At 61.4% G+C, this 21532-nt stretch carries 20 protein-coding genes and 3 tRNA genes; 11 read left to right on the top strand and 12 right to left on the bottom strand.

The window, feature by feature from the left end; genetic code table 11:
• The first annotated feature begins 9 nt into the window (after positions 1-9).
• Positions 10-3372, top strand: a complete 3363-nt coding sequence (locus tag B9Z01_RS04845; RefSeq protein WP_085481066.1) for an efflux RND transporter permease subunit — start codon at positions 10-12, stop codon at positions 3370-3372.
• 82 nt (positions 3373-3454) lie between these two features.
• On the opposite strand, the gene B9Z01_RS04840 is transcribed toward B9Z01_RS04845, so the two are convergent.
• Together B9Z01_RS04840 and B9Z01_RS04835 are read right to left on the bottom strand one after the other, a co-directional pair.
• On the bottom strand, positions 3455-3826 hold the full coding sequence (locus B9Z01_RS04840) for a DoxX family protein (protein ID WP_085481065.1): 372 nt from the start codon (positions 3824-3826) through the stop codon (positions 3455-3457).
• A 152-nt stretch (positions 3827-3978) separates the two neighbouring features.
• Entirely contained in the window at positions 3979-4851 is an 873-nt protein-coding gene (locus tag B9Z01_RS04835) for an NmrA family NAD(P)-binding protein (protein ID WP_085481064.1), read from the bottom strand.
• A gap of 273 nt (positions 4852-5124) precedes the next feature.
• Between B9Z01_RS04835 and B9Z01_RS04830 the strand changes: the two genes are divergently transcribed.
• On the top strand, positions 5125-5544 hold the full coding sequence (locus B9Z01_RS04830; RefSeq protein ID WP_085481063.1) for a winged helix-turn-helix transcriptional regulator: 420 nt from the start codon (positions 5125-5127) through the stop codon (positions 5542-5544).
• A gap of 209 nt (positions 5545-5753) precedes the next feature.
• Here the strand turns inward: B9Z01_RS04830 and B9Z01_RS04825 are convergent.
• The 4 genes from B9Z01_RS04825 to rph form a co-directional block, all read right to left on the bottom strand.
• Positions 5754-5843 (bottom strand) — tRNA-Ser (locus B9Z01_RS04825).
• A gap of 65 nt (positions 5844-5908) precedes the next feature.
• Positions 5909-7138 (bottom strand): radical SAM family heme chaperone HemW, encoded by a 1230-nt coding sequence (gene hemW / locus B9Z01_RS04820; protein ID WP_085481062.1) that lies wholly within the window; start codon positions 7136-7138, stop codon positions 5909-5911.
• Positions 7135-7830 carry an RdgB/HAM1 family non-canonical purine NTP pyrophosphatase gene (rdgB, locus tag B9Z01_RS04815; protein WP_085481061.1) on the bottom strand — a complete coding sequence of 232 codons (696 nt, stop codon included), beginning with the start codon at positions 7828-7830 and terminating at the stop codon, positions 7135-7137. The genes hemW and rdgB overlap by 4 nt, the downstream gene beginning before the upstream one ends.
• Entirely contained in the window at positions 7827-8564 is a 738-nt protein-coding gene (rph, locus tag B9Z01_RS04810) for a ribonuclease PH (protein ID WP_085481060.1), read from the bottom strand. Before rph ends, rdgB begins: the two co-directional genes overlap by 4 nt.
• A 213-nt stretch (positions 8565-8777) precedes the next feature.
• Between rph and B9Z01_RS04805 the strand changes: the two genes are divergently transcribed.
• The 5 genes from B9Z01_RS04805 (at position 8778) to B9Z01_RS04785 (ending at position 13765) form a co-directional block, all read left to right on the top strand.
• Entirely contained in the window at positions 8778-9701 is a 924-nt protein-coding gene (locus tag B9Z01_RS04805) for a YicC/YloC family endoribonuclease (RefSeq protein WP_085481059.1), read from the top strand.
• A gap of 19 nt (positions 9702-9720) precedes the next feature.
• The gene (gene gmk, locus B9Z01_RS04800) at positions 9721-10401 is read left to right on the top strand and encodes a guanylate kinase (protein ID WP_085481058.1); all 681 of its coding nucleotides are present in this window, start codon (positions 9721-9723) and stop codon (positions 10399-10401) included.
• 60 nt (positions 10402-10461) lie between these two features.
• Positions 10462-10665, top strand: coding sequence for a DNA-directed RNA polymerase subunit omega (rpoZ, locus tag B9Z01_RS04795; RefSeq protein ID WP_008921215.1), 204 nt, complete (start codon positions 10462-10464; stop codon positions 10663-10665).
• 98 nt (positions 10666-10763) lie between these two features.
• On the top strand, positions 10764-13124 hold the full coding sequence (locus tag B9Z01_RS04790; RefSeq protein ID WP_085481057.1) for a RelA/SpoT family protein: 2361 nt from the start codon (positions 10764-10766) through the stop codon (positions 13122-13124).
• Positions 13125-13279: 155 nt separating this feature from the next.
• Positions 13280-13765, top strand: a complete 486-nt coding sequence (locus B9Z01_RS04785; RefSeq protein WP_085481056.1) for a phage protein NinX family protein — start codon at positions 13280-13282, stop codon at positions 13763-13765.
• A gap of 112 nt (positions 13766-13877) precedes the next feature.
• Here the strand turns inward: B9Z01_RS04785 and B9Z01_RS04780 are convergent.
• Both B9Z01_RS04780 and B9Z01_RS04775 read right to left on the bottom strand, forming a co-directional pair.
• Positions 13878-13954 (bottom strand) — tRNA-Arg (locus tag B9Z01_RS04780).
• A gap of 77 nt (positions 13955-14031) precedes the next feature.
• Positions 14032-14108: transfer RNA gene (locus B9Z01_RS04775), tRNA-Arg, on the bottom strand.
• 123 nt (positions 14109-14231) lie between these two features.
• On the opposite strand from B9Z01_RS04775, the gene greB reads away from it, so the two are divergent.
• Positions 14232-14801, top strand: a complete 570-nt coding sequence (greB, locus tag B9Z01_RS04770; protein WP_085481055.1) for a transcription elongation factor GreB — start codon at positions 14232-14234, stop codon at positions 14799-14801.
• Between the two features lie 80 nt (positions 14802-14881).
• Here greB and B9Z01_RS04765 read toward each other — a convergent pair whose 3' ends face one another.
• Together B9Z01_RS04765 and B9Z01_RS04760 are read right to left on the bottom strand one after the other, a co-directional pair.
• Complete coding sequence (locus B9Z01_RS04765; RefSeq protein ID WP_085481054.1) at positions 14882-16030, bottom strand: porin; 1149 nt, start codon at positions 16028-16030, stop codon at positions 14882-14884.
• Between the two features lie 522 nt (positions 16031-16552).
• Positions 16553-16801 (bottom strand): hypothetical protein, encoded by a 249-nt coding sequence (locus B9Z01_RS04760; protein ID WP_085481053.1) that lies wholly within the window; start codon positions 16799-16801, stop codon positions 16553-16555.
• Positions 16802-17204: 403 nt separating this feature from the next.
• On the opposite strand from B9Z01_RS04760, the gene B9Z01_RS04755 reads away from it, so the two are divergent.
• Positions 17205-17408 (top strand): cold-shock protein, encoded by a 204-nt coding sequence (locus B9Z01_RS04755; protein WP_085481052.1) that lies wholly within the window; start codon positions 17205-17207, stop codon positions 17406-17408.
• A gap of 343 nt (positions 17409-17751) precedes the next feature.
• Positions 17752-18909 (top strand): exonuclease domain-containing protein, encoded by a 1158-nt coding sequence (locus B9Z01_RS04750; protein ID WP_085481051.1) that lies wholly within the window; start codon positions 17752-17754, stop codon positions 18907-18909.
• 40 nt (positions 18910-18949) lie between these two features.
• On the opposite strand, the gene B9Z01_RS04745 is transcribed toward B9Z01_RS04750, so the two are convergent.
• Both B9Z01_RS04745 and B9Z01_RS35425 read right to left on the bottom strand, forming a co-directional pair.
• Positions 18950-19573, bottom strand: a complete 624-nt coding sequence (locus B9Z01_RS04745) for a chorismate mutase (RefSeq protein WP_085481050.1) — start codon at positions 19571-19573, stop codon at positions 18950-18952.
• A 316-nt stretch (positions 19574-19889) separates the two neighbouring features.
• Positions 19890-20039, bottom strand: coding sequence for a hypothetical protein (locus B9Z01_RS35425; protein ID WP_008921206.1), 150 nt, complete (start codon positions 20037-20039; stop codon positions 19890-19892).
• A gap of 653 nt (positions 20040-20692) precedes the next feature.
• On the opposite strand from B9Z01_RS35425, the gene B9Z01_RS04740 reads away from it, so the two are divergent.
• On the top strand, positions 20693-20890 hold the full coding sequence (locus tag B9Z01_RS04740) for a hypothetical protein (RefSeq protein WP_085481049.1): 198 nt from the start codon (positions 20693-20695) through the stop codon (positions 20888-20890).
• Positions 20891-21532: the final 642 nt, after the last annotated feature.

Below are 21532 nucleotides of genomic sequence, written 5' to 3'. Positions count from 1 at the left end.
GAGACCGCCATGCCGAATTTTTTCATCAACCGCCCCGTCTTCGCGTGGGTCATCGCGATTCTGATCTGCCTGTTCGGCATCATCTCGGTGCATGGCATGGGGATCGATTCGTACCCCGACATCGCGCCGCCGGAAGTGACCGTCACCGCGAACTATCCCGGTGCGAGTGCCCAGACGATGGAATCGACGGTGACCCAGGTGATCGAGCAGCAACTCACCGGCATCGACAATCTGCTGTATTTCAGTTCGTCGTCGAGCTCGAATGGCCAGACCCAGATCACCCTCACATTCGCGACAGGCACCAACCCGGACATTGCTCAGGTGCAGGTGCAGAACAAGGTCACGCTGGCGCAACCGCTGCTGCCTTCGCAGGTCACGCAGCAAGGCGTCGTGGTGGCGAAGGCGAGCCCGGACATCCTGATGTTCGTCGCGCTGCAATCAAGCAATCCGGCGATCGATGCAGGCCGTCTGAGCGATATTCTCGCGTCGCAGATCCAGCCGAACATCGGCCGCGTGAGCGGGGTCGGCAATACGACGCTGCTTGGCTCGGAATACGCCATGCGCATCTGGCTCGACCCCGACAAGCTGCAAAGCTACGGACTATCGACCACCCAGGTGCTCAATGCTGTGAGCGGACAGAATGCGCAGTTCGCGGCCGGCTCGCTAGGCGCGGACCCGGCCGTGAAGGGGCAGGTATTCACGGCGACCGTGACAGGCGACCGCCTTTTCTCGTCGCTCAAGGAGTTCCAGGACATTATTCTCGTGGCGAACAGCAACGGCACCTCCGTCAAGCTGAGCGACGTCGCGCGCATTTCGTTCGGCTCGCAAACATATGGCTTCGCGCCGGTCTATAACGGCAAACCGGCCGGCGGCCTCGCGATCTTTCTGCTGCCGGGCGCGAACGCGCTCGCGGTCGCGAAGGCTGTCAAGGCGGAGATGGCGATACTCGCGCGGGATTTGCCGCAAGGCGTCACGTGGAGCGTGCCATACGACACCACGCCGTTCATCACCGCGTCGATCATCGACGTGATCCGCACGCTCGTCGAGGCGATCGTGCTGGTGTTTTTTGTGATGCTGATTTTCCTGCAAAATCTGCGGGCCACGATCATTCCGACGCTCGTGATTCCGGTCGCGCTGCTGGGGACTTTCATCGGCCTGTCGGCGCTGCACTACACGCTCAACCAATTGACGCTGTTCGGCATGGTGCTCGCGATCGGCATCGTGGTTGACGATGCGATCGTCGTGATTGAAAACGTCGAACGCATCATGACCGAGGAGCATCTGGAGCCACGAGCGGCGACCCGCAAGGCGATGGGCCAGATCACCGGCGCCATCATCGCGATCACCGTCGTGCTGTCCGCCGTCTTCATCCCGTCCGCGCTGCAGCCCGGCGCGACCGGCATCATCTACGCGCAGTTCGCATTGACGATCGCGGTGTCGATGGGATTCTCCGCGTTCCTTGCGATGTCGTTCACGCCTTCGCTGTGCGCGGCGATCCTCAAGCCCGAACACGCGGCAAAGAAGAGCGCGGTTTTCCGCTGGTTCAACCGGTCTTTCAACTGGACCTCGAAAAAGTATCTCGGCCATGCCGGCCGCGCAGTGACCCATGCGCCGCGCTGGATGATGGTGTTCGTGCTCGTCGTGGTGCTGACGGGCTTCCTCTATACGAAACTGCCGACCAGCTTCGTCCCGGACGAAGATCAGGGCTTCGTGCTCGCGCTCATCAATCTGCCGCCCGGCTCGACACTGCAACGTACCAATCACGTGATGGGCGAAGTGCGGAATGCGCTCCTTAACAGTGCGGTCGGCAAGGACATCGTGGGCATTTTCCAGCCGGAGGGTTTCAGCTTTGTCGGCACGAGCGAAAACGTCGGCATGTCATTCATCAAGCTGGCGGATTGGAACAAGCGTTCGGCCACCGCGATGCAGTTGATTCCGCAGATCAATGGCATCCTGCATGGCATTCCCGATGCGCAGATCTTCGCGGTCAATCTGCCGACCATCCGCGGCCTTAGCCAGTTCGGTGGCATCGACATGTATCTGCAGGCGCGTGCCGGCCAGTCGCGCGAAGAACTCGGCGAGGCGCAGCGCACGCTGCTGGCGGCTGCGACGAAGAGCAAGGTGTTGTTCGGGATTCGCCCCAACTCGCTGCCGAGCGCACCGCAACTGGACGTCGCGGTGGACCGTACCCAGGCCGAAGCGATGGGCCTGTCGCTGACCGATGTGTACAACACCATTGAGATGCAGCTCGCGCCGTTTTTCGTCAACCAGTTCACTTACGGCGGCCGCGTGAAGCGCGTCTATATCCAGGCGGACGTGCCGTTCCGGATGGACATCGACGCGCTCCAGCATCTGTATACGCCGAGCCTGTTCACGAACAGCACTACCAGCACGAGCGCGAGCCAGTCGTCGAGCAGCGCGACCGCGTCGAACGGCTTCACGACGCCCGTGGACCCGTCGCCCACGAATACGTCGATCAGCCCGTACAACATGGTGCCGCTCTCCAGCGTGGTGAATGCCAGATGGAGCTTCGGGCCGACGGTGCTGCCGCGCTATAACGGCTACTCGGCGATCGAGATTGTCGGCAACTCCGCGCCGGGCTATTCGACCGGACAGGCGATCGATGTGCTTCAGAGCATCGTCGACCGTCAGTTGCCCACGGGTTTCGCGGCGGACTGGACCGGACAGTCGTTCCAGGAGCTGCTGTCGGGTTCATCGGCGACGACCTTGCTGATGCTGTCGATCCTGGTGGTGTTCCTGTGTCTCGCCGCACTCTATGAAAGCTGGTCGATTCCGGTTTCGGTGCTGCTCGTCGTGCCGCTCGGTATGCTCGGCATGCTGGTGTTCTGTCTGACGTTCGGCGTGCCCAACGATATCTACTTCAAGATCGGCCTCGTGACCGTGATCGGTCTCGCGGCGAAAAACGCGATCCTGATCGTCGAGTTTGCCGTCGAGGGTCAACAAAGTGGCATGACATTGCGCGATGCGGTGCTGACCGCGGCCCGATTGAGATTGCGTCCGATCCTGATGACCTCGGCGGCTTTTATCCTCGGTGTTTTCCCGCTCGTGATCTCTTCGGGTGCGGGCGCGGCTTCACGTCACGAAATTGGCACCGGCGTGATCGGTGGGATGCTGTTCGCGACTGCCTTCGGTCTGCTGCTGATTCCTGTGTTCTATGTGGTCGTGCGGCGACTGCTGGGCGACAAGCTCGACGAGGTGTCGCACAAGATGCCTCACCACGATCGCGACGACGAGGCCGGTCACGATCCACATGACGGCGGCACGCCGGGCGGCGGTGGGGGGCAGGGTGGTGGCGGCCAGGGAGGCGGTCCTGGCGGCGCAAGCCCTGCTGGGGAAAGCACGCCAGCCTGATGAACCGGAGCGCGCGGGATTCACGCGCGGCGCGAAATAGCATTTCCGGCACGCTTGCAAGTTCTTGAGGACCACATAACGTCTAGGCCCGTGCCATGAACCCGGCGGCGAGCCGCTTGCGCCAGGCGATCCAGCCGACAACAATCGATAGTGTCGCCGCGACAAGTGGCGCCACCCCATGCACGTATTCGCCGTGGAGTGTGACGGTCGCGAGCGCAGCCAACATCACGGCGCAGCCGAGCGCCGAGCCCCACAGCCGCGTCTGTTCCCGTGCCAGCAGAACGGCGGTCGTAAGTTCCAGCGAACCGGTCACGAAATGGAACCAGTGCGGATACCCCCACTTCAGGTATTCCTCAATGATGGATCGCGGCGCGAGGATGTTGCTGAGCCCTCCCACGACGAAAAAAGCGGCAAGAGCCAAAGGTAATGCCTGGCGCCAGGATATCTTGGACATGCGTCCTTCCTTGTCTGATGAGGGTATCGCCGAGGACCAGTGTGACCGCCTGGTCGACGAAGCGGACGATCTGCCGTCCGCTTCCGCCCGTCGCACCCAAAACAAAAACCTTCATGCCAGAGCTCGATCTTGCCTGGCGTGAATGCCGCGGTTCATGCCGTAGCGGCCTTGTGGGCCGCCGCAAAGACGTCGCGAGGGGACGTCGTGCCCGCGACGTGCTCCGTACCCTCGACGCCGAGGTCCATCCAGCCCGCGTTCACGGCGTCGTACATCGCTTCGGCCGGTCCGGTCCGGCCCTTCGGGATGCCGAGCTGTTCGAACGCCGCCGGCCACCCGTCCCGCGGGATCGCGAAGGCATTGACGTCGCGCTGCATGACTTCGCCCAGTTGGGCCGCGACTTCATCCGCGCTGACCATCGAGCCAAGTTCAACGACGCGATGCCCGGACCACGCCGGCCCGGTCAGTAGCGTCGTCACCTCGGCGCCGATATCGCCGGTCGCGACCATGGTCGATTTCCGATTCGTCGGGTTGTAGTAGACGGGTAGCGTGCCGCCCTGGGCGACGTGCAAGCCGTAAAGGAAGTTTTCGAAAAACCCGCCGGCGCGCACATAGGCGATCGGCAATGGCAGGCGGCGAAGTCCTTGCTCCAGAAGCGACAGGGCCGTGATCATCCCCAGCCCGCTGGTTCTGTTCGCACCCATCGACGAGAGCACAACCACCCGCGGCGGCGCTGCCTTGGTCAGCGCCTCGACATAGTTCGCGATCACGCTCTTTGCTTCCTTGAAATCAGGCGAGGGCGCCCAGACAGCCGGCAGCATGACAAATGCACCTTCGACTCCTTCGAGCGCCCGCTCGACGGCGGCCGCATCATTCCAGTCGCCGTCGACCAGTTCCACACCTTGATCCGCCCAATTCGCCGCCTTCTCGCGATTGCGGACCAGCGCGCGTACTTTCCTGCCTTGCGCCAACAGATGTTGGGCCGTTGCGCCACCCACGCGTCCCGTAATTCCCATTACCAAAAACATGTGTTTCTCCTGAGATTAGGATTGCCTTTAAACGTCAACTCGCGATCTGGAGATTCATCCCAATACGCTGTTGTTGGAAAGAATGCTGTCGCCCAACTCATCGATGGAGATGATCAGCAGGCGCTCGACTCCGGCACAGGCCGTGGCGAGCGTCGTTGGGTCGTTGAATCGTTGAAAGCGGTCTATGTTTTAGGGTAGGTCTATCATAGAGACCAATGCCTCGCGCCGTAAGGAGGCAGTTTTTTGTTACCAGCAGAGTTAAAGGGAACCCGAATGAGCTCCGCACAGAATGCGATCGAGAGATTCAGCCGATATCAACGTCAATTGGGCGGCGACCAGTCCGCACACTGCGCGGTTCGCGACGTGCTCGACCGCATCGGCGACAAATGGAGCATGCTCATGATCATGGAGCTCGCGACGCGATCGCAGCGCTTCAGCGAGCTTCACCGAGCCATCCCTGACATTTCCAAGCGCATGCTTACTCAGACACTCCGCGATCTGGAGCGCGACGGACTAATCACCCGCCACGTTTTTCCCACCAGGCCGCCGACCGTTGAATATCGTCTGGCCCCGCTAGGCCAATCGCTGTTGGACCCGATGGCGGCCCTCATCGATTGGGCCGATCGTCGTTATTCCGACATCCATGCCGCGCGCGTCCGCTTTGACGGCGCACCCGGGGATGTCCCGCGCTAGATGCTTTAGTCCGGTCGCGACGGGATATCTCGGGCACTGCGTTCGATTCCTGTGACGCAGCATGCATTGCGTGCGAGCATCAATCGCTGAATCCGAATACCCAAAAAACAAAACGCGCACACGTCCGTGACAGTGTGCGCGTCAAATATGGGGCAAAACTTGGGGGATTCGCTGCTGCTTCCCTGAAAGCCTTATTCAGTAAGGCTGTATGGCGGAGGCGGTGAGATTCGAACTCACGGAAAGATTGCTCCTTCGCCGGTTTTCAAGACCGGTGCCTTAAACCACTCGGCCACACCTCCAAGCCCTAAATTGTAACCTGAAAACTGCCGGCCGCGGGGTCAGGTTGAGCCTCAACCACAGCGAATCACTGCGGATCTTTCAGAAACAGCGCCTGCAAGTCGTTCAGGAACGCCTGGCCCAACGGCGTCGGCGCAATCCTTTCGTGGTCGCGCGTGATGAGCTTGCGCCGTTCGGCTTCCTGCAACGCCGGTTCGATCGACGTCATCGAAAGGCCGGTGCGCTCGGCGAATCGATGCACCGGAAACCCTTCCACGAGCCGCAGTGCGTTCAGCATGAACTCGAACGGCAGATCGCGTGGCCCGACCTCGTGCTCTTCCTGTACGGCCGTGCCGGCCTTCGCCTGCTCGATGAACGTCGCGGGATGCTTGTAGCGCGCCTGACGCAGCACGCGGTTCGGGAACGACAGCTTCGTATGCGCGCCTGCGCCGATGCCGAGATAGTCGCCGAAGCGCCAGTAGTTCAGATTGTGTTTGCTCTGCCGGTGCGGCCGCGCATACGCCGATACCTCGTAGCGTTCGTAGCCGGCCTCCGCCGTGCGTTGATGAATCCAGTCCTGCATATCAGCGGAGGCGTCGTCGTCGGGTAACGCCGGCGGAAATTTCGCGAACAGCGTGTTCGGCTCGAGCGTGAGGTGGTACAGCGACAGATGCGGCGGCGCGAACGACAGCGCCGTTTCGACGTCGGCCTGGCATTCGGCGAGCGTTTGCTGCGGCAGCGCGAACATCAGGTCGAGGTTGAAGTTGTCGAACGTGGTCGCGGCGACTTCGACCGCATGGCGCGCCTGTGCCGTGTCGTGAATCCGGCCGAGCGCTTTGAGGTGCGCTTCGTTGAAACTCTGGATGCCCACAGAGAGCCGGTTCACGCCACTCGCGCGAAACTGCGCGAACTTGTCGGCTTCGAACGTGCCGGGGTTCGCTTCGAGCGTGATCTCCGCGTCGGCGTCGAGCGGCAGCAGCGCGCGGATGTCCGACAGCATGCGGTCGAGCCCCGCCGCCGACAGCAGGCTCGGCGTGCCCCCGCCGATAAACACCGTATGCACCTGGCGGCCCCAGACGAGCGGCAGCGCCATCTCGAGATCGGCGCGCAGCGCGTCGAGGTAGTCGCGCTCCGGAAACGTCTCGCCTTTCCACTCGTGCGAGTTGAAATCGCAATACGGGCACTTGCGCACGCACCACGGAAAATGCACGTAGAGCGCAAGCGGCGGCAGCGACGTCAGGCGAATGCTGCCCGGCGACGTGAACGCCTTGATGACGCCGTTGCCGACCTCCGCCGGCGTGGGCCTGATCGGAATCACGCTTCCTCCGACAGACGCGCGAGCAGTTGCCGCAACGCGATGGCGCGATGGCTGCTCGCGTTCTTCATCGCGGGCTCGAGCTCGGCGGCGCTCGCGTTCAGTGACGGCAAGTAGAAGTACGGGTCGTAGCCGAAGCCGTGTTCGCCACGCGGAGCGTCGAGAATTTCGCCGTGCCAGCGGCCTTCGGCGATCAGCGGTTCGGGGTCGTCCGCGTGACGCACGAGCGCGAGCACGCAGTAGTAATAGCCGCGCCGATCGCTTTCGTGCCGCAACTCGGCGACAAGGCGTGCGTTGTTGGCCGCGTCGCTTTTTTCTCCGCCGGCGAGTTGCGCATAGCGCGCCGAATAGACGCCCGGCGCGCCGCGCAGTGCGCGCACGCAGAGACCCGAGTCGTCGGCGAGCGCAGGCAGGCCGGTGAGCTTCGCCGCATGGCGCGCCTTGGTCAGCGCGTTTTCGACGAAGGTCGGGTGCGGCTCTTCCGCTTCCGGCACGTTCAGCTCGCCTTGCGCGATCAGCTCGATGCCGGCCGCGCCGAGCAGCGCCGCGAATTCGCGCAGCTTGCCCGCGTTGTTCGAGGCGAGCACGACTTTTTTCAGCGGTGTGTTCAACGGCGAGGCCGCGCCGTTTGAGCCGTTGGCGCTGTTTGCTCCGTCGGCATTGTTCGCGCCGCTGTCTTGGCGAACCTCACTCACTGCTCTACTCCCAGCGCCTGCTTCTGCTTCGCGATCAGCGTGCTGATGCCGTCGCTCGCGAGATCGAGCAGCGCGTTCATTTCGGCGCGCGAGAACGCCGCGCCTTCGGCGGTGCCCTGAACTTCGACGAAGCCGCCCGAGCCCGTCATCACGACGTTCATGTCGGTGTCGCACTGCGAATCTTCGTCGTAGTCGAGGTCGAGCACCGGCTGTCCGTCGTAGACGCCCACTGAAATCGCGGCGACGTAATCGCTGATCGGCGAGCTTTCGATGCGGCCCGTGGCAAGCAGCTTCGCGACCGCGTCGTGCGCCGCGACGAACGCGCCCGTGATGCTCGCCGTGCGCGTGCCGCCATCGGCCTGGATCACGTCGCAATCGATATTGATCGTGCGCGCGCCGAGCTTCTCGAGATCGAACACCGAGCGCAGCGCGCGGCCGATCAGCCGCTGGATTTCCTGCGTGCGGCCGGTCTGCTTCCCGCGTGCGGCTTCGCGGTCGCTGCGCGTGTGCGTGGCGCGCGGCAGCATGCCGTATTCGGCGGTGAGCCAGCCCTGGCCGCGGTCGCGCAGAAACGGCGGCACGCTCTCGGCGACGCTCGCGGTGCAGATGACCTTGGTGTCGCCGAATTCGACCAGCACCGAGCCCTCCGCGTGCTTCGTGTAATGACGCGTGATGCGCACGTCGCGCAACTGGTTGGCCTGGCGGCCGCTGGGGCGTTGGGGGTCGTTGCTCATGTCGGAATGGGTCGAAGTAGGCCGGAAGAGGGGTGGAGGGAAAAGCGCAATTTTACCGCCGATCGGGTAGGGCGGTGGCGCGTGCGGACGATGCGCGAAGTCGCGCGTGGAGAAATGGGATAATGACGGTTCCCCGCCTCGCGTCTCGTACACGCCGGGCGATCCGCTTCTCAGGCCATCGTCGCACGCATGGCCGCAATCGCGAGAAATACGATGATCTACAGCATGACTGGCTATGCGAGCGCCACGCGCGAACTCGTGGCGGCTTCGGGCACTGGCGGCGTGAGCGTGTCGGTCGAATTGCGCACGGTGAACTCGCGCTTTCTCGATCTGAACTTCCGCATGCCGGAAGACGTGCGCGTCTGCGAACCGACGCTGCGCGAGATGCTGATGAACAAGCTCTCGCGCGGCAAGGTCGACATTCGCATCAATCTGCAGCGCAGCGAGCAGTCCGCGAACGCGGGCGCGATCAACCGCGAGGCGCTCGCGCAACTCGCGCTGCTCGAGCGCGCGGTGCTCTCGACGTTTCCAGAGGCCGGGCGTCTGCGCACCGGTGAAATCCTGCGCTGGCCGGGCGTGCTCGCCGAAAGCGGCGTCGCCCCCGAGACGCTGCGCGATGCGGTGCTCGCGTGCGGCAAGCAGGCGATCACCGACCTCATCGACGTGCGCGCGCGCGAAGGCGCGCAACTCGCGAACATGCTGCTCGCGAACGTCACCGAAATGGAAGCGATCGTCACGAAGATCACACCGCTCGTGCCCGAACTGATTGCGCGGCATCAGCAGAAGATCGTCGAGCGGTTGCAAGAGGCGCTCGGCATTGCCGCGCCCGATGCGGCCGCGACGATCGTCTCGCGCGAAGAGATCAACGAACGGATTCGCCAGGAAGTGACGATGTACGGCATTCGCATCGACATCGCCGAAGAACTGTCGCGCCTCACGGCTCACCTGAACGAAACGCGTCACGTGATCGAGAAGGGCGGCAAGGTCGGCAAGCGGCTCGACTTCATGATGCAGGAGCTGAACCGCGAAGCGAACACGCTCGGCTCGAAGGCGGCGGCGAAGGAACTCGCGGATTCGTCGATGACGCTGAAGCTCCTGATCGAACAGATGCGCGAGCAGGTACAGAATCTCGAATAAGGCTGGAGTACGACACATCATGACCGACCACACACGCGAAACCGGCGCCTCGCGCCATCCCTATGCGGGTGCTTATCCCGGCAATCTGTTCATGGTCGTCGCGCCGTCGGGCGCCGGCAAGTCGACGCTCGTGAACGCGCTGCTCGCGGGCGACGACGCGATCCGTCTGTCGATCTCGTACACGACGCGCCCGCCGCGTCCGAAGGAGCAGGACGGCGAGCACTATCACTTCACGACCGTCGAAGACTTCATGCAGCGCCATGACACGGGCGAGTTCCTCGAAAGCGCGGAAGTGCACGGCAACTACTACGGCACCTCGCGCGTGTGGATCGAGGACCAGATGAAAAGCGGCCATGACGTGCTGCTCGAAATCGACTGGCAGGGCGCGCAGCAGGTGAAGAAGCAGTTCCACAACGCGGTCGAAATTTTCATCCTGCCGCCGTCGCTCGAAGCGCTCGAAGAGCGTCTGAAAAAGCGCGGCCAGGACGAGCCGAATGTCATCACACGGCGCCTGCTCGCGGCCGGCGGCGAGATGGCGCACGCGGCCGAGGCGGAGTACGTCGTGATCAACGAGAATTTCGATCGCGCGCTCGCCGAACTGCGTTGCCTCGTCGGCGCGACGCGCTCGCGCTTCGCCTCGCAGTACGCACGTCACACGCAGCTTTTCATGCAGCTCGGCATCCACCTGCCGCACGCCTGAGCGCGGCGTCGTGTCGAGCACATAAGGTAGAATAAGCAACATACTGAGAAGGAACCCAACATGGCCCGCATTACCGTCGAAGACTGCCTCAAACAGATCCCGAATCGTTTCGAACTCGCGCTTGCCGCGACCTATCGCGCGCGTCAGCTCGCCCAAGGCCACACGCCGAAGATCGAAAGCCGCGACAAGCCCACCGTCCTCGCGCTGCGTGAAATCGCGTCGGGCCAGGTTGGCGTCGAAATGCTGAAGAAGGTGCCGGTCTAAGGCGCACTGTTTTTCGTTTTCGATTTGCCCGGTATTTGCCTACCGGATTGCTCAACGTGCAGACCCGCGTCCAACCCTGACCGCTACCGGAGGCGACCATGAGTGCTACCCCGCCCACCGCCACGGAAGCGGAACACGACGCCGATTCGCCTTCGTCTGCACGCAAATACATCGACGCGGTCCTCGAACAGTCGTTTCGCCACCTGTTCGGACCGACCGCCACGCCGGAGCAGCCGCGCCGGCATGACGTCGTCTCCATCGCCAAACTGACGTCCGTGTTGTCCGGCTATCTGCAGCCGGAAGAGATCAAGGACATCAAGGCGGCTTTCCATTTCAGCGACGAAGCCCACCTCGGCCAGTATCGCCAGAGTGGCGAGCCCTACATCACGCATCCTGTCGCCGTCGCGGAAATGTGCGCCGGCTGGAATCTCGACGCGCAGTCGATCATGGCGGCGCTGCTGCATGACGTGATGGAAGACCAGGGCGTGACCAAGGCCGAACTCGCCGAGCGGTTCGGCGCGAAGGTCGCGGAACTGGTCGATGGCTTGTCGAAGCTGGACAAGATGGAGTTTCGCAATCGCGAGGAAGCGCAGGCGGAAAACTTCCGCAAGATGCTGCTTGCGATGGCGCGCGACGTTCGCGTGATTCTGGTCAAGCTCGCCGACCGCCTGCACAACATGCGCACGCTCGGCGCCGTGCCGCCGGAAAAGCGCCGCCGCGTGGCGCGCGAAACGCTCGATATTTACGCGCCGATCGCCCATCGGCTCGGCCTGAACAACACCTATCGCGAGTTGCAGGACCTGAGCTTCGCGAACTTCAACCCGCACCGTTACGCCACGCTCGAAAAAGCCGTCAAGGCGGCGCGCGGCAACCGGCGCGAGGTGGTCAGCAAGATTCTCGAATCGGTGCAGCGCGCAATCGCGGACGCGAAGATCGACGCGGAAGTCACCGGCCGCGAGAAAACCATCTTCAGTATCTACAAGAAGATGCGCGACAAGCAGTTGTCGTTCTCGCAGGTGCTAGACGTGTACGGGTTTCGCGTAGTCGTCGAGAACGCGCTCGAGTGCTACACCTGTATCGGCGCGCTGCACGCGCTCTTCAAGCCCGTGCCGGGCAAGTTCAAGGACTACATCGCGATCCCGAAGGTGAACGGCTACCAGTCGCTGCACACCACGCTAGTCGGCCCGTTCGGCGCGCCGATCGAGTTCCAGGTGCGCACGCGCAAGATGCACGAGATCGCCGAAGCGGGCGTCGCCGCGCACTGGCTGTACAAGAACGGCAGCGCGGACCTGAACGACGTGCAGAAGCGCGCGCATCAGTGGCTGAAGTCGCTGCTCGACATTCAGAGCGAAGCGGGCGACTCGAGCGAATTCCTCGAGCACGTCAAGATCGACCTGTTCCCGGACGCGGTCTACGTGTTCACGCCGAAGTCGAAGATCATGGCGCTGCCGCGCGGCGCCACGGCGCTCGACTTCGCGTATTCGATCCACAGCGACCTCGGCAACCAGTGCGTCGCCGTGAAGATCAACAACGAATTGCTGCCGCTGCGTACCGAGCTGAAGAGCGGCGATATCGTCGAGGTCATCACGGCGCCGTATTCGAAGCCGAATCCCGCGTGGCTCGGCTTCGTGCGCAGCGGCAAGGCGCGCTCGGCGATCCGTCATTACCTGAAGACGATGCGCCTGAACGAGTCCGTGCAGTTGGGCGAGCGCCTCGTCGATCAGGCATTGAAGGGCTACGGGCTCGCGCTGTCGGATGTCACGCCGGAAGCGTGGGAAAAGCTCGTGCAGTGGACGGGCAACAAAAACCGTCAGGAAATTTTCGCGGATATCGGTCTCGGCCGGCGTGTCGCGGCGGTCATGGCCAAGCGCATCGAGGTGCTGATGAGCGGGCGCGACGCCGACGACGACGGCTCGCGTTCCGAGTCCGGTTCGGCGCCTCATGCGCCGCCGGTCGTCATTACGGGCACCGAGGGCATGTCGGTGCAACTGTCCGCCTGCTGCCGCCCGATTCCGGGTGACGACATCATGGGCTATATCGGCATCGGCCTCGGCATGGCGATCCACACGACCGATTGCCGCGTCGCGCAGCGCATTCACCGGCGCGATCCGGGCCGCTGGATCGACGTCGCGTGGGCGCCGCAGCCGGGGCGTCTGTTCGATGTCGCGGTGAAGGTGCTGGTCAAGAACACCAAGGGCGTGTTTGCCCGCGTCGCGGCCGATATTACGTCGGCGGATGCGAACATCGTCCATATCGCAATGGACGAAGACCTGTCGCAGGAATCCACGGTGCTGCGCTTCGTGATCCAGGTCAGCGATCGCGTCCATCTGGCTAACGTGATGCGCCGCGTGCGCACGAACCCGGACGTGATGCGCATTGTGCGTGAGCGGCCGAGCGAAGAAGGGCACCACCGCCACGAGGGCGGCATGCGTATCGATCGCGAGCGGGCGGACTACTGAGCCGCGTGTTTCGGCCGGGTCTGGATAGCGCTTTTAGAGTGTTGCGACGTCTGACCGGCGCTCGTTGCGCGCGGTTGGTCTTCGCATCCTTCGTGTGACTCTAAGGGCATCGGCAGAGAGCAAGTCTCACCTCTGATCTCCCAGGGAGAACGCAGATGAACGTAGCCGACCTCGATGGCGTGGCGCTCGACTATTGGGTGGCCCGCAGCCTGCACGACTTCGTGCGCGAAATCTACTTTACCGATAGTGGCGAGATCGTTGCGATCCGCGGCAATGACCGCGGTCGTCCGTGGGATGGCCGTTTTACGCCTTCCACGTCATGGGAGACGGCTGTCGTGGTGCTGGAGCGTGCGCGGCGGCTAGACGTGCGCGAGCAGGACGAGAACGGCGCGGTATGCGTAGCAGAGTTCCAGGGCGGGCATCGTGCCGTGGAGGGGCGAGGAGCGTCTTTGCGGGAAGCGTTGCTGCGGGCGTTTGTCGCAAGCCATTTCGGCGACACCGTGGGCGACGTGCTGCGCGAGTCGCAGGCGCTGGCTGGGACGCGGGCGGTGGTGATCGGCGAGCAAACGAAAGAGGGCTTTGTCGAGGACCTGCCGAACCCGAATGGACAAATCGGAGATATTCAGTCGGCGCCGCGATAACTGCGGGTGTTGCGCAACGGCACACGTGCTACGAGCAGGAATGGCTGACGAGCGCCCGACGAGAAGCACCGGGAAAAACAAAGGGCCTTCCGATTGGAAGGCCCTTAATAGGTGGTGCGGCTGGCAGGATTCGAACCCACGACCCCTTGGTTCGTAGCCAAGTACTCTATCCAACTGAGCTACAGCCGCACGCAAAACAGATGGTGCTTACTGCAATGAAACCGGTGAAACTTGAGGGCGCCCCCGCAGGGACGCCCTCGAAAAGGTGGTGCGGCTGGCAGGATTCGAACCCACGACCCCTTGGTTCGTAGCCAAGTACTCTATCCAACTGAGCTACAGCCGCACACAGAAACGAGATTATAGCCAATGGTTTTTGAAAATGGAAGCCTATCACGGAGATTTGTGTCGCCCTCCCGATCGTGTAACCTTTTAAAAGGTTGTTGCTTGTTGCCGTTACTGGATCACTATGAACAAGGCTTTTGTCAAAGAATCGAGCGAAGATAACGATGACGATCTCGACGTCGCTCAGCCCGATGTGCCCGCAGGCACTAAAAACTACATTACGCCCGCCGGCCATCGGCGCATGCGCGATGAGCTGCTGAATCTGATCGATGTCGAGCGGCCCGATATAGTCAAGCTCGTATCGTGGGCGGCGTCGAACGGCGATCGCTCGGAGAATGGCGATTACATCTACGGCAAGCGCCGTTTGCGGGAAATCGACCGGCGCATCCGCTTTCTGACCAAGCGGCTCGATCTCGCCGAGGTGGTTGATAGCAGCAGGCAGGAAAACGTCGATCAGGTGTTTTTCGGCGCGACCGTTGACTATGCGACCGAAGATGGCGAAGAGCACGCCGTGACGATTGTCGGTATCGACGAGGTCGATCTGGATATCGGGCACGTGAGCTGGATTTCGCCGATTGCGCGCGCGTTGCTCAAGGCGAAAGTCGGCGACACGGTGACGCTGTTCACGCCGGCTGGCCCGCAGCCGATCGATATTCTCGACGTCAAGTATCCGCGGCCCGACAACGGCGGCTAAGCGGCGGAGGCGGGCACGAAGCAGGCATAAAAAAAGGCGCCGCGAACGGCGCCTTTCTACTGCGAATACTCCCGCAGTTTTTAGAAGCGGTGACGCAGACCAGCCGTCACAGCGACTTGCTTGTTGTTGCCCGAAGCGCCGCCGATGCCGTTGATGTTGGCATCGACGATCGAGTCTTCATTAGCCGCTTGATAGACGCCCTGCAGGTACACGTCGGTACGCTTGGACAGCGCATAAGCGGTTTGCAGGTTGACCTGATTCCAGTGCACGTGCGTGCTCGACAGGTTCGCGCGGGTGTACGTGTACGCGGCCGCGAGGCTCAGTGCCGGCGTCAGAGCATAACGGGCATTGGCTTCGAAGTTCTGGAACTGAGCGCTGTTGGTCGGGAAGCCAACGCCGCCCGTGATACCAGATGCGCTCTGGCTGATACCGGCCAGACCGTGCAGGTTCGTCTGCGAGTACACGAGGCCGACCGTTGCCGGGCCGAACGCGTAGTTCGCGCCTGCGCCCCACGTTTGCTGGCGGGCCGCGAAGAACGTGTTGTCGCCCGACACCGCGCCACCCGAGTTGAACGCCGCCGCCGCGCTGGTCGCGCCGTTGCTGTTCAGTTGCAGGTAAGCGGCAGCGACGTTCAGGCCGCCCCAGTTGTACGACGCGCCTGCGCTGTATGCGCGGTTGTTCGCGAAGCCGTCAGCCTGGTTCGAGAAGCCGTACAACGCGCCGAACTTGAAGCCGCCGTAGTTTGCGCTCTGATACTTGATCGAGTTGTCGATACGGAACGAGTTGTTCAGGTTGTCGTTGTCGAACGGGTGCGCGAACTGCGTGCCGCCGTATTGCGTGCCGGTCAGAGCCAGCGGGGCGACGTAGTCGACCATGCTGTCATATTGACGGCCGAGCGTGACGGCGCCGAACTGGTCGCTCGCCAAACCGACGAAAGCCTGACGGCCGAAGATGCGGCTGTTCTGCTTGAGCGTGCCGTCATTGATGCCGAAGCCGTTTTCCAACGTGAAGATAGCCTTCAGACCGCCGCCGAGGTCTTCAGCGCCACGCAGGCCGAAGCGGCTGCCGTTCACCGAGCCGCTCGTCATTTGCCAGTTGCTGTGGCCGTGCTCGTTGTTCGTATAGGTGATGCCCGCGTCGATCAAGCCGTACAGGGTGACGCTGCTTTGCGCGTGCGCTGCCGTTGCGAAAACGCCCGTGAGGGCAGCGACCATCAGTGTCTTCTTCATTTATATAACTCCGAGAGCAAGAGAGGTATAAAACCCTGGCTTAGGAGACCTTCACGCGGCGCTGCGAGAAGCGGTGAATCCGCGTGACAAGCGCGATGACCAGATTTCGCGCCGGTTTCCGATTAGGCAGAGTGTAGAGAGACACTTCGCAAAGTGGATGTTCCGATTTTCGCAATAAAGTATTCCGTGATTGGAAACGATGTTCGATTGCCGTTTAAGCCTTATGGGCAAAGGCTTTGCGCGATACAGGGAAGATTAAAAAGGAGAGCCGGCGGAAATGGCGTTGCTGATTCGCGACACAAATTGATGCAAAAAGCAACGATAAGAAATACTCAAAAAGATTGTTGTTGCTGCCGCAATAGATGATTGTTAATAGTGTGAATAATCGAAATAGCGACCGGCAGCTATACTGTAATTTCTGCTTTTCGAAGCAGACTTTTTCGTTGACGAAAAAGATCTCCAAACCTTTGTCGGCGCGACTTTCCAGTCGCGCTTTTTTTGTCTGCGGACTGCGTGTTCCGCCTAGTGCGCCGGCGCGGTGCCGTCGGTCTCGTTCCAGTCGGCTGCAGCCGACACGCTCCAGTCTTCGATCACATAACGGCGTGCGTCCATTGGCGACGACAGCAGGTTTTGCCAGTGATCCCCATGCCACATCGGATCGAAAGAGAAAACGGTGGACGAGTCCGCAACCCGGGCAGGCTGGTCGGAAACCACCTTTGCGTGTGAATGAGTGAGCCAGGCGACGAGACGGCGAATTTCATTGAACAGCATGACAACCTCCTGATGCACAGCGCTACCCCTGAATTCCATCATGCGATTGTGAATGCGCTGCAACAAGTCGGACAAACACTTACCGAAACCTGAATTTTGTTACATCTGTACGGTAGTTGTGCCGCAATTTTTCCCGTTATTTGACGTGAGCCAAATTTTTTCTCGGTAATATTGACGCGATCCGGTTTATCCGATGCGATTTGTGTATTTATCTCTTAATACGATTAACACATACGGAAAGTTTACTTGACGACGATTCTTCGTCCCCCGTATAACGGCAAGGCCGTATTTCATTGACTGATTATGCATTTTAAATGTTCATATATCAGTCACTAATGAATCCGGGGTTGGATCGATCCAGGGGCAATGCCCGATTTTGATAAATCATAGAGGGAAACAGGAAATGGAAACTGGTGTCGTCAAATGGTTCAACGATGCTAAGGGCTTTGGTTTCATCACGTCGGATTCGGGTGGCGAGGATCTGTTCGCACACTTTTCGGAGATCCGTGCGGAAGGCTTCAAGTCGCTGAAGGAGAACCAGCGCGTGTCCTTCGAGGTCAAGACGAGCCCGAAGGGCAAGCAGGCGGCGAATATCCAGCCGTTGTAAAGAGTCGCGTTGCACCCGGGCGTCTCGCTCCGGCAGTTTTTTTAAGGGAAGCCCTCGCCGGAGCGCGAGGGCTTTTGTTTTTCGAAGCGTTTTTTGCCGGAATAATTTGGTGTAACCGCATGGTTCAAAAATGCCTGCCCCGGCCGCTAATGGATAACGTGGCGAAATGCATTTGAGCGGTTTTTATAATCTTTGTGGTTCAGTTGTTGTCTGCGAGCGCTAGCACCAATAGGCTCCCCGCACGGCGACTTTTGTTCGCGTCACACGATGCAATCTGGATGCGCAATGCCCAACTGGTGCATACTTGCCGCAAAGTCACGCGTCTAAAGTCTCCTTTTTCTTCATGTCTGAACAGTTTTCGCCGGAACCGGCCCTGGATGTACCGATTGTCTTCGTCGATCTCGAGACGACAGGCGGCTCCACGAGCGAGCACCGCATCACCGAGGTTGGCGTCGTCGAAGTGGGGCCCGCTGGCGTGTCGCGCTGGAGCAGTCTGGTCGACCCGCAGCAGCCGATTCCTTCGTTCATCCAGCAGCTCACTGGCATCACCAACGAGATGGTGCGCGGAGCGCCGACCTTCGAGTCGATCGCGCCGGCGCTTTTCGAACGCCTGAACGGCAAGCTGTTCGTTGCGCACAATGCGAGTTTCGATCGAGGATTTCTGCGCAGCGAGTTTCGTCGCGCAGGGATCGCATTCGATCCGGACGTGCTGTGCACGGTGCGGCTGTCGCGCGCGCTGTTTCCGGCCGAAAAGCGCCACGGCCTCGATGCGCTCGTCGAACGTCACGCACTCGTGCCTTCCGATCGCCACCGCGCGCTCGCCGACGCCGATCTGATCTGGCAGTTCTGGCAGCGTCTGCCTGCGCTCGTGCCGCTCGATGTGCTGCGCGCGCAGATCGAGCGCACCACGCGGCGCTACCGGCTGGCCGGCGACATCACCGAAGACCTGCTCGATACCGCGCCGGCGGGTTGCGGTGTGTATGTGTTCTACGGAGAAGAGGATGCGCCGCTTTACGTGGGACGAAGCGTGCGCGTGTGTCAACGGTTGCGCTCGCACCTGACGGGCGAGCGGCGCTCATCGAAGGAAATCCGGCTCGCCCAGCAGGTGCGGCGGGTCGAATGGCGCGCGACCGGCGGCGAGTTGGGTGCGATGCTCGCCGAGGCGCAGTGGATTGCCACACTGCGGCCGGGCCAGAACCGGCTGCCGCGCGTGACGAAGAGCGATCCCGAGGATGCACCGTGGCCCTTCCAGGGGGCGATCGTTTTCGAGGAGCGCGAGGATGCGGCGCGCGTTTTTCATGTGGTCGACCGTTGGCGTTACCTCGGGCATGCATCGTCGCTCGTGCAGGCGGCGCAGTTGCATGCGTCGAGCATTGCCGGGCCGTTCGAGCTTTCGACGTATCGCATCCTGCAGAGCCATCTTGCGCGCGGTCTGCGCGTGATGCCGCTCGGCGTCCCGAGCGGGGCGCCTGCGTCGAGCACCGAGTCGAGCCTCGTCTGAGCGAGGCCCGCACATATCCTGTCCGGTAGCGCTGCCGCGATCAGCCGGTCGCGCCGACGCCGCCCGTCTCGCACACGTGACCGAGTGCGCGGTTCAAGGCACTCGAATGAGCCGAGTCATAGCGAGTTAGTGATTTCCAGTTGGCGAGCGACTGTGCGACGCGCGACGGACAATCCTCCGCCTTGCGCAGCGGCTGCACGCGCGCAAGGCCGGCCAGCAGCGATTGCGTGAGTTTGTCGAGTTGCGGCCGCGTGCTGGTGGCGAGATCGGGCGCGGGCCCCTGCGGCGGTTGCGTACTGCGCCACGTGGCAAAGAGCGCGTTCTGCACGTCCTTGCTCGCGTCGATCTGATCCTGAAAGAACGCGCGCGCGAACGCAGGGTCGACGTTCGCGGCCGCGGCACGCTTCTCGACGTCGGCGAGCAACGCGTTTTCGCGCGGGATATCGGTGATAGGCTGGTGATTGGCCCATTTCCATCGGGCAACCGGTTCCGCAAGCGCGAGGCGCTGCGAGGCCAATGCGATCAGATTGGTGAGCGCGGTGTCGTCACCGTCGGCGAAGGCCGGGGCGGGTGCGAAGACGAAACTGGCGGCCAGCACGAACGGGGCGAATGGGGCGAGTGCGGTAAGCGCGCATGACGCGCCGAAGCGATGCGAACGATTCATGAGGTGGACGAAGCCGGGCGGCCGCTGACGGAAAAATCAGAAGAATAAACGATGCGTGGCAAACCACGCGTATCTGGCAAACGGGAACCGCAGTCTGGGAAGAAGAGGAGGGCGCTACAGATCATGCGCTCCCGGAAGTGAACGGCGTGCGCATTCAGACGCTCGAGCCGCACGGCCCAGCGCCGTTGCACTCAGGCGAGTCGGCCAGGCGTCACGACGCGAGCGCCGGACGGATACCCATACGCGAAATAAGGGCGCGCACTTGCCACGCGTGCTTGCTGCACGCGCGTCGATGCTGCGCCGCGCAACTGCATGATTACTTCGGATCGCACGACTTGCGTTGTTCGTCGAAAAAAGCGCGAACGTGCTCAGGCAGTTCGGCACCCAGAAACTCGACGGCCACAGGTTCCGGATCCGGGTAAAAAACTTTATCCGGGGTCGGAATCTTCGGTGGTTTGGCATCCATGATCTTTCTCCTTTACAAACCAATTATCTGCCTCGGCCCCTGCGTCGCACCAGTGCCTGATACAAGTCACATGTTCTCTGTTGCTTTAACGGCACAAGCCGACACTTGAACAGAGTGTTTGAATAAAATTTGTCCTCTGGCTATCACTCGCGCTGCCGGTTTGCTCTTTCCCGGTTCGAAATCAAATCAGCCAGTTCTCCCACCGTTCCCTTCTCCGCCTTGTCCCGCTTACCTTCTGGCCGAGCAGTTGGCGCCGTTTGCGCGACCGCTTTTAACGTTTTGATGTGAATCAATCGTGACAGCATTTGTGCGGCGCGGCATCGGCAGGATTTTCTGTCTATAAGACTGAACGTTCGTTATTTACCGATTGAACGAGTCAGTCCTGATTTTTTGTAAACGGCAGATTCCCGTGCTTCGTTGACGCCGTGAGCGCTATTTAATAATTTTTGTGCGTGAATTAATCGTAGACAGTTGGGTAACAAACCCATCGCCACACTTTTGTGCCAAAACATCCGCATTCGATGACAAACGCCGCCGAGCGATCCCGGCCATCTATGATTGAAACGGCTACCTGTCACCCGACGTGCGGTGGCTAACGGACGCGCGCGGCGCGGTGCGGATCATGACAGTCTTCGTCATTCGGGGAGTTCGCGATGGAAAACGCTGTCTACTGGAACGGACATCAGGTTGGTATCGAATGCGCGGGCAGGATCTCGTGGTTCGTGTCGGCGCCGGCGGACGCGATCGCCGCGTACGGCACGCCGCACAAGGAGCGGGTCGCTGCCGGAGATTCCGTCGTGGCCCGCAATCTCATGGTGACGCAGCCTGACCGGTTCGATTTTCGCGGATGAACCGGACGCTTCGGCAACCTCCGATCGGGACGGACCCAAAGGTCCCAGTCTGATGCGCCGATAACGAAGCGCATCAGCATCAATCAGCAAACGGCCAACCTCGCAAGGCGGCTGCGCGGGGTGCGCAGGCCTGCCTCACAGCATCGTGGCATCCAGTACTTTTTTGCTCCCGTGAGCCGCGTCGTCACGCGGCCATACCTGTTTGCCGTGACTCCATGTTGCTCCTCGTCGTCGCGATGTGGTTCGACGCGAACGCATGAGGCCCGAAGTCGCGCGCGACGAAGTGGCGTACATGGCCCGGAACTCGTGTTTTCCTGTCGTAAACCCAATGCAAATCCCTAGAAAAGCAATCGATGGGAATGGAGGTCCGATATGTGTCACTGATGAAATTTGCGCGAGACGACAGCGTTCTTTTTTATCAGTAGAATGCTGCAATCGCAAAGGTCCGTATTGTTCCGAAACCGGCCCTCAGGCCCACCAGACTAACGAGTCTCGTTAAAACCGTGATGCCATTAGCACACGTGCTGTCGCGAGGTGACGCGGATAACTCTAAATGCATAACTTGTCTGGCCGACGCAGTTCGGGAGCAGTGGTACGCCGCCCAGAAAGAACGGGTTGCTGTGGCGACAACTGAGAGACCGA

This window comes from Paraburkholderia susongensis (genome assembly GCF_900177725.1).
Taxonomy (GTDB): Bacteria; Pseudomonadota; Gammaproteobacteria; order Burkholderiales; family Burkholderiaceae; genus Paraburkholderia; species Paraburkholderia susongensis.
Note: the sequence above shows the minus strand (reverse complement) of the source record. Positions and strands in the feature narration are given on the sequence as shown.